Source organism: Nocardia sp. NBC_01377, assembly GCF_045040005.1.
GTDB classification, from domain to species: Bacteria; Actinomycetota; Actinomycetes; order Mycobacteriales; family Mycobacteriaceae; genus Nocardia; species Nocardia noduli.
This window is the reverse complement of the sequence record NZ_CP109566.1, coordinates 4,055,301-4,069,034: the sequence shown is the minus strand read 5'-3', so window position 1 is coordinate 4,069,034 and position 13,734 is coordinate 4,055,301. Positions and strand designations below refer to the sequence as shown.

16 protein-coding genes and 1 pseudogene are annotated in these 13,734 nt (G+C 68.7%); 5 read left to right on the top strand and 12 right to left on the bottom strand.

Annotated elements, in window-relative coordinates; translation table 11 throughout:
• Nucleotides 1-3: 3 nt before the first annotated feature.
• The 3 genes from OG225_RS18790 to OG225_RS18780 are packed head-to-tail and all read right to left on the bottom strand — an operon-like array spanning nucleotide 4 to nucleotide 2,028.
• Nucleotides 4-282: a hypothetical protein gene (locus OG225_RS18790; RefSeq protein ID WP_405182859.1), complete on the bottom strand. Its 279-nt coding sequence runs from the start codon at nucleotides 280-282 to the stop codon at nucleotides 4-6.
• Nucleotides 203-1,006 (bottom strand): neocarzinostatin apoprotein domain-containing protein, encoded by an 804-nt coding sequence (locus OG225_RS18785; protein WP_405182858.1) that lies wholly within the window; start codon nucleotides 1,004-1,006, stop codon nucleotides 203-205. The genes OG225_RS18790 and OG225_RS18785 overlap by 80 nt, the downstream gene beginning before the upstream one ends.
• Nucleotides 1,003-2,028: a hypothetical protein gene (locus OG225_RS18780; protein WP_405182857.1), complete on the bottom strand. Its 1,026-nt coding sequence runs from the start codon at nucleotides 2,026-2,028 to the stop codon at nucleotides 1,003-1,005. Before OG225_RS18780 ends, OG225_RS18785 begins: the two co-directional genes overlap by 4 nt.
• Nucleotides 2,029-2,449: 421 nt before the next feature.
• Between OG225_RS18780 and OG225_RS18775 the strand changes: the two genes are divergently transcribed.
• Nucleotides 2,450-3,094, top strand: coding sequence for a hypothetical protein (locus tag OG225_RS18775; protein WP_405182856.1), 645 nt, complete (start codon nucleotides 2,450-2,452; stop codon nucleotides 3,092-3,094).
• Nucleotides 3,095-3,134: 40 nt separating this feature from the next.
• Here the strand turns inward: OG225_RS18775 and OG225_RS18770 are convergent, their stop codons facing one another.
• The 8 genes and pseudogenes from OG225_RS18770 to OG225_RS18735 all read right to left on the bottom strand — a co-directional run bounded on the left by OG225_RS18770 (nucleotide 3,135) and on the right by OG225_RS18735 (nucleotide 9,084).
• On the bottom strand, nucleotides 3,135-3,737 hold the full coding sequence (locus OG225_RS18770; RefSeq protein WP_405182855.1) for an SDR family oxidoreductase: 603 nt from the start codon (nucleotides 3,735-3,737) through the stop codon (nucleotides 3,135-3,137).
• Nucleotides 3,734-4,651 carry a hypothetical protein gene (locus tag OG225_RS18765; protein WP_405182854.1) on the bottom strand — a complete coding sequence of 306 codons (918 nt, stop codon included), beginning with the start codon at nucleotides 4,649-4,651 and terminating at the stop codon, nucleotides 3,734-3,736. Before OG225_RS18765 ends, OG225_RS18770 begins: the two co-directional genes overlap by 4 nt.
• On the bottom strand, nucleotides 4,648-5,337 hold the full coding sequence (locus OG225_RS18760; protein ID WP_405182853.1) for a hypothetical protein: 690 nt from the start codon (nucleotides 5,335-5,337) through the stop codon (nucleotides 4,648-4,650). The genes OG225_RS18765 and OG225_RS18760 overlap by 4 nt, the downstream gene beginning before the upstream one ends.
• The gene (locus OG225_RS18755; RefSeq protein WP_405182852.1) at nucleotides 5,312-5,941 is read right to left on the bottom strand and encodes a hypothetical protein; all 630 of its coding nucleotides are present in this window, start codon (nucleotides 5,939-5,941) and stop codon (nucleotides 5,312-5,314) included. Before OG225_RS18755 ends, OG225_RS18760 begins: the two co-directional genes overlap by 26 nt.
• A gap of 29 nt (nucleotides 5,942-5,970) precedes the next feature.
• Nucleotides 5,971-6,108: pseudogene (locus tag OG225_RS18750) on the bottom strand (Rieske 2Fe-2S domain-containing protein); the annotation flags it as partial.
• A 75-nt stretch (nucleotides 6,109-6,183) separates the two neighbouring features.
• The gene (locus OG225_RS18745) at nucleotides 6,184-6,933 is read right to left on the bottom strand and encodes an alpha/beta hydrolase (RefSeq protein WP_405182851.1); all 750 of its coding nucleotides are present in this window, start codon (nucleotides 6,931-6,933) and stop codon (nucleotides 6,184-6,186) included.
• A 40-nt stretch (nucleotides 6,934-6,973) separates the two neighbouring features.
• Nucleotides 6,974-7,468 carry a hypothetical protein gene (locus tag OG225_RS18740; RefSeq protein ID WP_405182850.1) on the bottom strand — a complete coding sequence of 165 codons (495 nt, stop codon included), beginning with the start codon at nucleotides 7,466-7,468 and terminating at the stop codon, nucleotides 6,974-6,976.
• Complete coding sequence (locus tag OG225_RS18735) at nucleotides 7,465-9,084, bottom strand: nitrilase-related carbon-nitrogen hydrolase (protein WP_405182849.1); 1,620 nt, start codon at nucleotides 9,082-9,084, stop codon at nucleotides 7,465-7,467. Before OG225_RS18735 ends, OG225_RS18740 begins: the two co-directional genes overlap by 4 nt.
• A 253-nt stretch (nucleotides 9,085-9,337) precedes the next feature.
• On the opposite strand from OG225_RS18735, the gene OG225_RS18730 reads away from it, so the two are divergent.
• The 4 genes from OG225_RS18730 (at nucleotide 9,338) to OG225_RS18715 (ending at nucleotide 11,331) form a co-directional block, all read left to right on the top strand.
• Complete coding sequence (locus OG225_RS18730; protein ID WP_405182848.1) at nucleotides 9,338-9,847, top strand: GNAT family N-acetyltransferase; 510 nt, start codon at nucleotides 9,338-9,340, stop codon at nucleotides 9,845-9,847.
• Nucleotides 9,848-9,933: 86 nt separating this feature from the next.
• Nucleotides 9,934-10,605: a hypothetical protein gene (locus tag OG225_RS18725; protein ID WP_405182847.1), complete on the top strand. Its 672-nt coding sequence runs from the start codon at nucleotides 9,934-9,936 to the stop codon at nucleotides 10,603-10,605.
• Nucleotides 10,602-10,991 carry a hypothetical protein gene (locus tag OG225_RS18720; RefSeq protein ID WP_405182846.1) on the top strand — a complete coding sequence of 130 codons (390 nt, stop codon included), beginning with the start codon at nucleotides 10,602-10,604 and terminating at the stop codon, nucleotides 10,989-10,991. Before OG225_RS18725 ends, OG225_RS18720 begins: the two co-directional genes overlap by 4 nt.
• A 22-nt stretch (nucleotides 10,992-11,013) precedes the next feature.
• On the top strand, nucleotides 11,014-11,331 hold the full coding sequence (locus tag OG225_RS18715) for a hypothetical protein (RefSeq protein WP_405182845.1): 318 nt from the start codon (nucleotides 11,014-11,016) through the stop codon (nucleotides 11,329-11,331).
• A gap of 237 nt (nucleotides 11,332-11,568) precedes the next feature.
• Here the strand turns inward: OG225_RS18715 and ligA are convergent, their stop codons facing one another.
• Nucleotides 11,569-13,557 (bottom strand): NAD-dependent DNA ligase LigA, encoded by a 1,989-nt coding sequence (gene ligA / locus OG225_RS18710; RefSeq protein ID WP_405182844.1) that lies wholly within the window; start codon nucleotides 13,555-13,557, stop codon nucleotides 11,569-11,571.
• Between the last annotated feature and the right edge of the window lie 177 nt (nucleotides 13,558-13,734).

Below are 13,734 nucleotides of genomic sequence, written 5' to 3'. Positions count from 1 at the left end.
CGCCTATCCGAAACTCAACGGAACGGTCGCCATCATGGCGGACGGATTGTTGAGCGCGGTGACGGCGACGATGCAGGCACCGTCGAACGCGGTGCAGTCGACACCGCCGATACTGGCCGCGAGAGTGATGGCGGTACCGGAATTGGAGGTCCAGTTACCCGCGTCGTCGGCCTTGCCGAGCAGGGTGCCCGGCAGATTGCAATCAGCAGGTCCCGAGACCTGCGACTTGCACTGGCCGATCGCCACCGAACCCTGGATCCCCTCGATTCCGCTCAGCGACACATACACCGCCTGCCCCGGCGAGACCCCGGCGGTCTGACTGACCGACAGATACGGGCTCGCCGCGGCGACACCCGTCGCGCCGAATGCCGCCGCGCAGGTGAGCGCCGCGATGGCGCCGAACCGGATTCGCGTGAATGGTCAGCGCCAGGCCCGCGATGATCGCCAGCAGCGCCGCGGTGGCGAACCACAGCGGTGTCGACGGGCCGGACAGGTCTTCGACCGTGGCAGTGCTCGCGGCCACCGGCGTCTGCACAGTGCCGCCGTGGAATCGCGTTCCGGCGAATCCGATCAGCACGACGGCGGAGTTGGCGGCGAGAATGGATTCCGGCTCGCTGCCTGGCAGCGGCGCGGCCGCGATGACACATTGCCGCTGGGCGCAGTCGATATCGCGGAATTTGGACCGGGCGGTGAGCGTCAGCTCCGGAAACGTTCCGTCGGCGCCGATATTGACGAAGGTCGCGCCGCCCTCCAGATCGCAATCGGTGAGCCCGTTGGTATAGCCCTGCTCGCAGAGCCCGACCGCGACGGCGGCGAGACCGGGCCGGAACCCACTGCCTCGGACGGTGATCCGCTGACCTTCGGTCACACCGTCCTCGGTCCCGACGTGCAGGGTCGCGGTGTCGGCGGGCGCGGCGTGGCCGATCGCGGGCGCGGCGGCGAGGCAGGCGGCGAGCAGGGGAGCGACGACGGCAAGGCGCAGCGCGGCGCGCGTGGAGGTGCTCACGAGTGGTCTCCTTCCGAAACAGGGGACTGGGTGCGAGGTTTCGCCGCCGCGACCGACCCGGCGATGACCGATGCGGCGACGATCGCCAGAACGGGAACGACGGTCAGCGTGAGCGCCGTCCCCGCGCCGAATATCGCGCCGAGTGCCTCGGCGACCGCGAGCCCGGCGACGGCGCCGAGCCCGCCCGCGCACACGGCGAGGGCGGTCGGCCGGACGGCGCGGGGATCGGTGGACCGGTCCAGTTCGAGTGTCGCGCGCGCGGCGGCCGCCACGGTGACCGCGAGTCCGATCGCGAGGGTCGACGGTCCGGGGGCGAACAGCAGCGGCCCTCCGGCCGCGACGACCAGGATCAGCGCCACCGAGACCCGTCGCAGCGGTGCGAGCACGGCCACCAGGGCCGCGACCGCCGCCGCGCCAACGACGGGCATCTGATCCACCCCGACGACTTCCCAGCGGAACAGCAGCAGATGCAGTGCGGGAGTGAAACTCACGCCGAGAGCCAGACCGGCGGCGGCATAGCCGAGCAGGACCGCACCCGCCGCTGTCGTGCCGCCGGTGACGGGCGCGGCGGGCGCGGGGGTCATGGCCAGCGGTATCGCGAGCACGCCGAGCCCGGCGGCCACGACCCCGGCCACCATCAGCCCCGACATCGGGTCGTCGTAGGACAGTCGCGCCAGCGTGGCCGCGCCGAGCAGACCGAGCCAGTTCAGCGCGTGCCGGGTGGTGCGCGCGTTCGCGCCGAGTGCGCCGAAGGCCGTTCGGCCGGTGGTGTAGGCGATGCCGGTGAGCGCGCCCGCGGCCAGCGTCGTCGCGGTGAAGAAGATCGGTTCGGCGGCGACCGCGACCAGGATCAGCGCCGCCCCCGCGCCGATACCCGACCACGCGCCCGCGCGGGCGGCGGTGTGGCGGAACAGTCTCGGCACGGCGAGAGCGGTGAGGCATCCGAGCAGCGCCGCCGTCACGACGACATATCCGACGACCGCGCCCGGGATATCGAGGACGCCGCCGATCGGTTTGGACATCAGGATCAACTGCCCGCCGCCCACCGGGGCCCCGTGACGGCCGCTCCCGCGGCGAGGGCCCACGCGAGCAGCGTGTCGCCCGGTTGGCGTCGGGTTCGGTGGCCGACGCCGAGGCGAGCGCGGTCGAGTCGATCGACGGCCGGACAATGCTATGGTCCGGTCACCTTGCCTCCTGACATGTTCCGCTATGAGAAACGCAGTTTCGGAATGGGCTCATTTGAATCGGTGGCGGAGTGAGAGTGTCAAGGTGCGAAAACGTTCCGAAACACGAACGTTTCATCGGATTTCGCGACCGGCGTGACGCAGCCGACAGGCACCGATCGGTACGGCTGGAGAAACGGCCGTTTCCCTTGTAGCGTGGCCTTCGATCGCGTTGCTTCGATGCCGGGCCGCCGTGTCCGGCGCTGTGGAAGGAGGCGCGATGTTCTCCGTCGCACTGGTTGCGCTGTCCCTCGTCGAAGTCGCGACACTGGTCGCGCTCGGGCGACCCGGCACGGGTGTGCGCCGTCGCCTGCTGATCTGGGCGGTCGGCCTCGGATGTGCCTACGATTCGGCGATATTCGGGCTCGGGGCCGTGGTGGGAGCCGGGCAGGCGCTCGAGACAGCGAGTTGGTTCCGGTTCCTCGGCCACGCGGTACTGACCCCGTTGCTCGTGGTCTGGGCCGCGTGGAAATACGCGGACCGACCGGGGATTCGGCGCGGCGCGGCGGCGGTGACCGCGTCGCTGATCGTCTGGGGCCTCGTCGCCGACGTGTGGGGTCTGCGGCTGACGGTGCGCACCTGGGCGGACACGGTGCGTTACGCCCCAGAGGAGGCCGCCGTCCCGCTGCCCGCCCTCATCGTCGTGGTCGTTCTGATCGTGGCGGGGGCGATCGCATGGCGACGCGGCGGCGACGCCGCGTTGCTGATCGGCGCGCTGGTGATGTTCGTCGCGGCAGGCGCCGGTGCCGCCGCGCCACCGCTGGGCAATCTGGGCGAGGCCGTGTTGCTCGCCGCGATCGTGGTGGCCGAACGCGGCACTTCCCAACGCCGCACCGCTGATCCGGCCGGTCGGCGCGAGGCGTAGCACCGAGCCACGCCGACCGGTTCGCGGTGGAACCGCTCGATCAGTACGGGCGCAGGATCTGCTCGCCCGGCGCCGCGGCCACCCGGCGGAAACTCTCGTCCGGGTAGAACTCCGAGGTGGGGGTGCCCGACAGGTAATCGTCGGCCCAGCCGATGGCGAGTGCGTCCAGTTCGGCCACGTTGAAGGTCTGCGGCTCGCCGCACAGCAAGGTGCCGAGCAGATCCGAGCTGCTGCCCTCGGCGTCGGTGTGCACGCCGCCGCCCGCGGCCATCCCGGCGATCGCGACCGCGCAACCGTGGATCGCGCCCAGCAGATTGGTCTCCACCACCGCCTGCGAGGTGACGGCGCTCAGTGCCCACGCCCGCTCGCGGTCGTGCGAGATCCCGGCGTTGTTGATCCAGATGTCGATGGGGCCGAGCAGTTCGCACCCCGCGTCCCAGAACCGCTGGACCTGGTCGCGATCGGTGACGTCGGCGGCCATCACCAGTGCCTCGTCGGGCAGTTCGGCGCGCACGCGCTCGATCCGCTCGGGATCGGTGCCGCAGACCGCGACCCGATGACCCGCCGCGAGCAGGGCGCGCGCGATCCCTAGTCCGACACCGCGGGTGCCGCCGGTGACCGCGACGGTCTTGACGGCGTTCACGACCGCTCCAGAATACCGTGCAGCACCGCGTCGAGGCGGTTGTGCTCGAAGATCTCGTAGACCACGGCGATCCGGGTGCCCGCACCCATGCCCGGTTCGGCGTTCATGACGAATTCCCTTCCCTGCGCCCGCTTTCCATCGGCGAAATGCACCAGCGGATAGTCGGCGCGCCCATAGGCGGTCGCGTTGCCCCAGCCGTCGAGGCCTTCGTAGAACAACCGGGCGCCGTCGCGGCGCGCCAGCGTGCGGTAGTCGTAGTCGATCGCGCCCGACCAGGTGATCTCGTGCCGCGCGGTGAGCAGATTCACCGGGTCGATCGCCAGTTCCATCCGTACCGGCCCGAGCGGTCGCTGGTCCGCGCCCCACAGTTCGCATGCACCGGTGTATCGGCTGACCTCCTTGGACGGCAGGATGAAAGGCACCGCACCGCAGCGTGTCTCGTGCGCGAGATGGTCCCGCACCAGTTCCGGGACCCGCGTGTAGAGACCGTTGAAGACCCCGACCATCGCCGGTCCCTGCCGCAGCACCGAGGAATACACCTGGGTGTCCTTGATGGTCTGGTTCCAGGTGTTCAGGCTGACCTGCCAGCCCGGCCCGTAGTACTGGGCGTCGACGAAACTGCCGTAGGGCTGGCCCGCGCCGAAGAAATCGGGACCGGTGTAGAGCCGATCGGCGTCGGAATCGGTGACGCCGAACGCGAACGGCGCGGCCAGCGCGAAACGTCCGGCCAGTGCGCCGCCGCCCTCGATGCCCCCGTCCATGTAGTAGGTGGTGACACCGTCGCGGAACACCGAGGAGCGGCGGATGTTCTCGAATCCACACCAGGTGCCCAGCGCGTCGAACAGCGACGGCCTGCCGACCCATTCGCCGGTGATGCGCTGCTGCCAGCGACGCGGTTCGACCGCGGTGCTCATGCCAGCAACTCTCCACGCACCAGATCGCACTGCTCGGGACCGATCAGCCGGGTGACCCGATCCCACACCGGATCGACCCGGGGATCGAAGAGATTCGCGCGGTTGGCGCGATCACGACCCGCCAGGTCCGCGTCGACCTCGCCGATGCCCTTGTCCACCAGGGTCAGCCAGTGTTCGAGATAGCTGTCGACGGTGCCGTCGAGTGCGACGAAAGCCTCGGGTGTGACCCGGCACACCAGCATCCAGGGCGACATCATGGCCCGCTGACCTGGGCGGATTGCGGCTGGTGAAATGCCTTCGGTCGACCATGCCGTTTCGAGTAACGGTGTGAGGGGTGCGAAAACCTCGTCCAGGTAGTCCAGATTCACCGCCAGATCTGCCCGGGGGACCAGATCCAGATGCATCGCGTGGTACTCGGCCGACGTGACCGAATCCAGGGTGAAATGCGGTATCGCCGAATCGCTTCCAGTGAACGCGAAGATCATGTGGCTGTCCAGGCCGATCTGCGGCACGACCAGAGAGACCGTCACCGCCTTGTCGATCGGGCCGCCGCGTAGCACGCGCAGCCTGCCGACCGGTTCGGGTGACATCGCACTGGTCAGGGCGACGTCCCGGGTCACCGTCAGATCGAGGGCGTCGGACAGTGTCGCCAGCGTGCGATCACTGAGCGCGGCGGGCAGGCTCATCGGGTTTACCTCCATTGCGGGCCTTGTGCACCCACGCACTGGCCAATTCGGGGTGGTCGCGGCGAGTGGGCGAGGCGATGACGGTCGCGTTGCGCCGTGGCCCCTCGGTGGCGATGATGTCGTCGCCGCCGACCCACCAGCCCTGCGCGATCAGCTGGGCGCGGCGACGACGGTAGGCCACCTGGAGCGCGTCACTGCGGACATGCAGTTCGTCGGCGAGATCGAAGGGCAGCAGTTCCGGGCGTTGCGATTCGACCACGGGCCGATCCTGGACCAGGATCTTCTCGATACGTTTGCGGGCGTTCTCGTCGGCCCAGCCGCCGGTGAAGAAATTGCGGTAGCCGATGATCTTCACCATGGTCCGGTCCTGGCTGATCGGGATGTTGAAGTCGTAGAGCAGCATGTCGCCGATCGCCAGGCGCACATGCAGTTTCACCACGTTGGGCAGGTACCAGCCGTTGGTGACGGTCACGTATTCCGGACGCGGTCTGCGTTTGGCCAGCAGGCCCCACAGCCCCTTGGGCGGCGGCGGGCTAGATAGGAATCCACCCGCGCCTTGCGCGGAATACTTCGCTCCTCGGCATTGGCCGGGATCTTCACGCACGCCCCATCCGGGTTGTACTGCCAGCCGTGATAGGGGCAGGCGATGCGGTCCCCGACGAGGCTGCCCATCGCCAGGGATCCGCCGCGATGCACGCACAGATCCGACAGGCAGACCGGTGCGCCGGATTCGCCCCGGTAGAGGACGAAATCCTGGCCGAGACAGGTCACCCTGATCGGTTTCCGGGTGACCTTCTCCGCGAATTCCAGTGCGTATCAGAAGTTCTTCAGCATGTGTGCTCGCTCCTATCGGCGGTGCAGGACGACACCATCGTCGGAAACGGAGACGTCGCCGAACGCGGACAGTTCGGCTCGCGCGCGTGCCGAACCCGACACATGGGTGTGCAGGAACAGCGCGGTCAGCCGGGAGAAGGCGGGCATCGCGTCGCTGTCGGCGGGCCCATCCAGGAATGCCCGCGCGGCGGTCGGATCGGCATCGGCGATGGCGAAGTGGTTGGCGCCCTTGATGATCGCCAGTAGATTCTCGCCTTCGGGCAGCGCCTCCTCGAAGGTGCGGGCGACCGGATCGGGCCGTTCCAGCCCGTCCTCGCCGTAGCGGTCGGCACTGCCCATGATGACGCCGTCGTTGGTTCCGACACCGAGCAGGACCGGGCAGGTGACCTGTGCGGGCAGCACCGTGCCCGGCGCCGCGGTGCCGTAGGTGTCGGGCCGGGCGGCGGCGAGGTCGACGCCGGGCGTGAGCCCGAACTGTCCGCCGAACAGTTCGGCGACCCTGTCGAAAGTGACGACGACGAAACCGTTTTCGGCGATGGCGGTGGCGAAACGGCGGTAGGCGTCCTGGCCGACGTTCACCCCGGACAGGAACAGGACCACCGGATACGGCGCGTTCGCCGGATCGGCCCCGAAGACGCCGGTGAGACGTTCGGCGTCGTCACCGCGGACCTCCGCCGGGTAGTAGACCTTCAGGTGCGCGGTATCGAAGGGTGCGGTCCCGTCGGTGCGGACCGACCACCACAGGGAACGGATGATGCTCATGGATGTCTTCCGGCGATTCGGGGTGGACGGCGTCTCGCGCTCACGCGACCGGCCCTGGTAGGACGCGGTCGCCGCCCCACAGCGCGCGGACCAGCCGTTCGGTCAATTCGGCGTAGTAACTGTCGAAGTAGTCGCCGTCGCCGACCATATCGCCTCGGGGTACGGCGTCGACGTAGAACCAGCCCTCCGGCCACAGCAGCAACGCGATCGCCAGATGCGGGACCCGGGCCTGGGGGCCGAGCCACAGCGTCAGGTGCAGGTTCACGAATCCGGTGCCGGGGTCGCCGATCCACGAGTGCACCAGCCAGTCGACCTCGGGACCGGTGTAGGCGGCCAGACTTCCGGCCGGACCGGTTTCCGGGTCGCCGTAGTGTTCCAGATCGACGGTGGACGGGTCGCGCGTCAATTCGAACCGCGCCGCGAGCCGATCCTTCAATTCGGTGAGCAGAGCCCGCCATTCGGTGAAGGTCTCGCTCACGTCGGTCCGCGGATTCTCGTCGACCATCTGCTCGACGTGTCGCAGCGTTTCGCTCACCTGATCACTTCCGTTCCTGACGTTGCGATGGCGAGCGGCCGCAGCGGACGCCCGTCCACGAGATTCGTGCCCTTGGAGACATTGCGGTTCACCGCTTGGGCGGGCCGCAGGGCGGCGCTGAGACTCACCGACCCGGCGACCGTCGCGCTCACGACCGGATGGCTGATGACCCCGGTGAACGGACCACGCCACGCGGTCCACAGCGTGAAATCCGGGCTCAGCGCATAACACGCGCCACGGAATTCGCCGTCCGCGTCGTACCCGGCGGCGGCGATGTTGAGTCGGTTCTCCGCCGACCGTTCGGCCAGGCCGAGCCGCAACTCCCACGGCTCGGACGGCGTGTGGGTGACCGCGACGACGTCGGCGTCGGCGACCGCGGCCAGCCGGAACGTCTCGGGGAAGACCGCGTCGTCGCCGACCACGATCGCCACACGGCCCCACGGCAATTCGAAGACGAGCAGGCCGTCGCCGAGCTCTGTCAGCCACGGGTGCCGATGCGTCGGATGCAGTTGCGGCTGATGGCCCACCACGCCTCCCGCGTTCACCAGCAGTCCGTGGTTGGCCGCACCATCGCGCACCGAGACCACCGTGTGCGCGGTCGAATCGGCGAGCGCGTCGACGAGATCGCCCAGCGGGATATCGGCCAGTTCCGGCAGCACGATCAGCGCGGCCCCGGCGCTGGCGGCGGCGCGGATCAGCGCGACGTCGGCGGCCACCACCGCGGCCGTGACGAAAGGAGCGCCGGGCGGTGCTGTCCGGGCGGACGGTTCGGCGAGCGGGTGATAGATCTCGGGACGTCGCGCGGCCAGCAGATCCGTGCCGTCGGGCCGGATCTTGTCATCGGCGCGCGCGACATCGATATCGGCGACGACGATCGCCTCACCGGTCGGCGGCGCGATAGCGACCACCGTGCCGTCCGGCGCGACGATCTGGCTTTCCCCCGCGCCGTGCAGCCGGTCCGGCGGAACCCCGAGGCGCGCGGCGATCTCCGGAACGAGTTCTTCCGGCAGCAGCGGCCCGACCTTGTTCGAGGCGACCACCCACACCTTGTTCTCCGCCGCCCGCACCGGCACGTGCAGACTCGCCTCGTCGACGGCGAAGGAGTTGAGACTGTTCAACAGGATCTGCGCGCCGCGCACCGCCAGTGAGCGGGTGACCTCGTTGATGACGCCTTCCATGCACGCGTACATCCCCAGCCGCCCGATCGGGGTGTCGATCACGGGCGAATCGGTGTCGCCCGGATCGAAGTAGTCGTTCTCCGCGCCCATCAGGACCTGTTTGTCGGACTCGCCGAGCAGCGCGCCGTCCGGTCCGTAGAGCAGGCTCGTCGCCGTCGTGCGGCCGTCGTCGCGGGCGAGGCCGACGCCGATCTTGACGTAGAGGCTGTGCCGTGCCGCACGTTCGGCGACCGCGGTGAGGAACTCGTCACCGATCCGGCAGGCCGCGCGCCGTGCGTGCTCCCGATCGGCGTACCAGGATAGGTGGTGACAGAACTCCGGCAGCACGACGAGTTCGGCGTTCGCCTCGGCGGCGGCATCGATGGCGCGCAGGCACGCGGCCAGATCGACGGTCACCTCCGTGCCCGCGGCGAATTGCGCGGCCGCGACTCGACTCACGGCATCGTCCTCTTTCCGCAGCGGATGGTGTTCCGTAGATCGAAACAGTGTTTCCAATCGACTCGAATTCTGTCCCCCCTGCCGATCGCGTGTCCAGGCAGGCAACAGGCAATACATTCGGACGTAACGAGCGGTGAGCGACGCCCGCGCGGCGTTCGGCTCGTTCGGAGAAACGCGAATGGGCTTCGGTCGACCGTTCGGCGCGCTGTCGAAATCATTCGAAGGCTCGGCGGGACCGCAGTACCGTCGCGATATGCCCGCCCTGATCACTCCCACCACGCGTCTACACACCGCGTGGCTCCAGGCGCACGCCGAATGGGGACCCGGCCCGCACGAAGACGGCTTCGGGCTGCGACCCTCCGACGAGGTCGACGCGCCCGCCGGTTTCGCGGACTGGGTGGCACGGTTGACCGCCGAATCGGACGAGGCGAGCGGTGCGCCTTGCGCTTACCGATGGATCGTCGAAGGCGACAGCGTGCTCGGCGGGATCGCGCTGCGGCACGAGTTCGACGATCACGCGCGCTGGGCAGGCCATATCGGCTTCGGCATCCGACCGTCCGCGCGCGGTCACGGGTACGCGGGGTGGGCGCTGGGCCGGATGCTCGGCGAGGCTGCGAAACTCGGCATGAATCGGGTGCTGATCGTCTGCGCCGTCGACAACATCGCCTCGGCCAAGACCATCGAACGGCACGGCGGTGTCCTCGAAGGCATTCGGGAAACCCCGCTCGGACCCGCACGCCGCTACTGGATCAGCGTGGAGTAACCGCTGTCGCGGCGACTTCGCTGCGGTACAAAGGAGTTCGCGTTGTCCGAGGTCCCGAGACACCGCCCGCGCAGTATCCTGCTGCCATGACGTGGTCCACCGCCGAGATCCAGCACCAACGGAGCAGGTTGCGCGCGATCCTCGAACGGGCCACCGGGGTATCGGCCACGGAACACGACGTGTACGCCACCGTCAAATTCGTTCACGGCGTCACGACGACGCAACGGGTGAGCATGTGGTGGGCGGGAGACACCGTGCGGCTCGGTGCGTGGGTCGGCGAATTGAAACCGCAGTACACCGCCTTCTATCCGAATCCGACCGTGGTCGACGGACTACTCGCCCTTGAGTACCGTGGCTGGTCGATCGGGGCGAATCTGCATCTGGCGTACCACACTTCGCGACCCGAGCAGCGGTGGTATCCCGCCATGGCCCTGACCGGCCGCGACTACATCGGCCGATGGACGCGGGACCTCCCGCACGCGGGACGTCGCCCGCGAGAGGAGATCGCCGATCCCCGATTCGGCCGATGGCTCGTCGACCGCAGCTACCTCACCGACCGCGAACTGCCCGGCCTGCGCGACTGGCTCGATCGACACTCCCGGCGGCATATCGATATTCGCCCGAGCGTCGCGGTCGAAAAGGAATGGGCCACCGACGAGACATCGACCGGCGACCGAACCTTCGCGGCGCGAGTACGCGCCGCCATCGACGAATTGCTCGACGCCCTCGATGAACCCGGCCTGCGCGCGACGCCGTGAGTGCTGCGTCCGCAACCACCGCGGTCGACGCCATGACCATGTTCTATGCCCACCATCGCGTCACGGATGTCGACCTCGCCAGCGACGGCGACATGCTGCTGTTCCAGTGGGGCACATACTCCGGCGACCAGCAAGAATTCGTCTACGACATCACCCGCCAAGTGATCACCGACGACGGAGACGACGACCGGATTCGACAGCTCTCACTCACCCTGCGCTACCCGTCGACGACGACCTCTCGTGACATCGGAAACGGCAGCCGATGGTGCCCACATCCCGAGCAGACCGAATCGTTTCTGTCCGTGATTGCGCACCACCCGGCGACAACGCATATCCGCACCTCCCACCCGCACCGAACCCAGGTCACCTTCGCCCTTGCCGGATAGCCGGCTCGGTACCCTCGTGGGCATGGGCGGGGACTTGCTACTGCTTATCGTCACCATCGGCCCGTTGGCACTGTTCGGGTGGGCGGCTCTTCGGGCGAAACATCGCGGCCTCGGGGGCTCGTTCGTCGGGCCGTTTCAGGAGATGTTCGATCCCGGCGCAACGCGAGCACAGATCGTCATCGAGGAGATCGCCGAACTGCCGGATCCTGCCGAATCCGGCGACCCCTGCAACGATGACGATGCGCTGAACACGGTGGTGTACAAGGGTGTTCGGCTCCATATCGACCCTGACAAGGCTCGGCGGCGTGGAGGTGACGGGACCACCGGGCGAGCCGGGTGAGCACCCGCCCTGCCGACCCGGCAACACAGTTCCCCGAAGTCGGTCAGCCGATGGTCGGATCCGGTGGGAGGTACTCACCCCCCCATCCTGTCTGTCAGCCGAATACCCGACTCTCGCAACCTCACCGAGCGTGGAAAAGAATCGTACCCAGAACGCGGCCCCATCACGGCGCCGACCGATGATCGTTGACACCGGCCGGCTACCGCCGCGAGGCACATCGGGCAATCCGTCGAAGGTCTAGACGACCTTGGCGGTGATCAGCAGGTTCCAGATCGTCGCTTGGTCGATGACCTCGACGCCGAGCTTCTCCGCCTTGGTCAGTTTGCTCTCCCCGACCCCGGCGCCGGTGATGAGCATGTCGGTATTCGCCGACACCGACGACGCCGCCGTCGCGCCCGCCTTCTCGCACAGACGCTGGAACGTCGGGCGAGCCACCTTCTCTCCGGAGCGCGGGTCACTGAGCGCGCCGGTGATCACCACCGTCTTGCCCGCCAGGGGCGCACCTGCCGCGACGACGGGCGGTAGGTCCTCCGCGCGGACGTCGAGACCGACACCCCGCTCGCGCAGCCGTTCCAGTTCCGGGCGCAGACGCGTGAGGTGCGCGACCAGCGAGGCCGCGACCTTCGGTCCTATGTCTTCCACCGCGACGAGTCGTTCCTCACCCGCGTCGGCGACCTCCTCCAGTGAGCCGAATCCCGCGCGGGCCAGCCGGGCGGCGGTGCCGTCGGAGGCCATCGGGATCGCCAGCCCGATCAGCGCACGGCGCAGACCGACCTGGCGGCTGGCGTCGATCGAGTCGATCATCCGCGCGGCCGAGACCTCACCGACGCGATCGAATTCGAGCAGGCGCTCCTTGGTGAGCGTGTAGAAGTCCGACGGGTGCTCCAGGATGCCCGCCTCGGCGAGGCGTTCGATCCAGACTCCGCCGATGGCGTCGATGTCGGCCGCGGCGCGCGAGGCCCAGTGGATGAGTCTGCGGACCGTCTGCGCGGGACAGGAGACGTTGGTGCAGAACAGTTCTCGGCTGTTTCCCTGTTCGGTCACCGGCTGCGCGCACGAGGGGCAGGCGGTGGGCGGCACGATCTCGAGTTCCTCGCCGGTGCGTTTGGAGGCGTCGAGGACGCCCGCCACGAACGGGATCACATCACCCGCGCGACGTACCAGGACGGTGTCACCGACCTTGATATCGCGGGCGCGGATCACCTCCTGGTTGGCCAGCGTCGCCTTGGTGACGGTCGTGCCGCCGACGAACACCGGCTCGAGCCACGCGACCGGCACGATCTTGCCGGTCTTGCCGACATCCCAGATCACCTCGCGCAGCAGCGTGGTCTTCTCCTCGGCGGCGAATTTGAACGCCAGCGCGCCACGCGGCGAGTTGGACCGGGTCCCGGCCGCCGCGTAGGCGTCACGGTCGGCCAGTCGCAGTACCGCGCCGTCGAGGTCGTAGTCCAGTTCGTTGCGATCCCGCTCGATCGCGGTGATCGCCGCCTGCGCCTGTTCGGCGTCGGCGCACAACCGCATCTGCGCCCCCGCTACCCCCAGCGCCCGCAGTCCCTCTCCGAGGTCGACCGCCGTGTCGTCGTCGGTATCCAGGTCGAAACCGAAGAATTGCAGGCGGCGTTCGGCGACCGTGGCCGGGTCCTTCGCGCGAAGCGTGCCCGCGGCGGCATTGCGCGGATTGATCAGGGGTTTGTCCGGATGTGCGGTGTTGTAGGCGAGGAAGGTCGATCGCAGCATCACCGCCTCGCCGCGCACCTCCACCCGCCCCCGGGAATCGATCCGCTCGGGGACGCCGTCGACCAACGCGCGGACCAGCATCGTCACGTCGTCACCGGTGGTGCCGTCACCCCTGGTGATCGCGCGCACCAGCGCCCCGTCCTCGAACACCAACGCCAGCGACAGGCCGTCGAGTTTGGGCATCACCACCACCGGCTGGCCGGGGAAACGGTCGAAGAACGCCGCCACCTGCTCGGGCGTTGTCGACTTCTCCAACGACAGCATCGGCCGCGAATGCCGGATCGGGGCGTGCAGCACCGCGGGCGCGCCGACCTGCTCCAACGGATTCGGGTCCGGCGCGAGCTCGGGGTGCGCCGCGATCAGGGCGCGCAGCTCGTCCTCGACCGTGTCGTAGTCGGCGTCCGCGACCAGCGGCGAGCCCTGGTAGTAGGCCTCGCGCAGCGCCACGATGCGGTCAGCGAGCTCTCGGATGTGTTCCCCAGTCTCCACAGACCATGACGCTACAGAAACCCACCGACACCACCGCGCACCGTGGACACCGTTGGTGTCCGCGTCTACGCGGCGGGCGCCGCGAAAACCGGTTCTCCGATCGGGATCAGCCGGGTGTAAGGGCGCAGCCTCATCAGCCGCCCCCTCTGACGCGACACCGTGTTTCCATCGATGAGC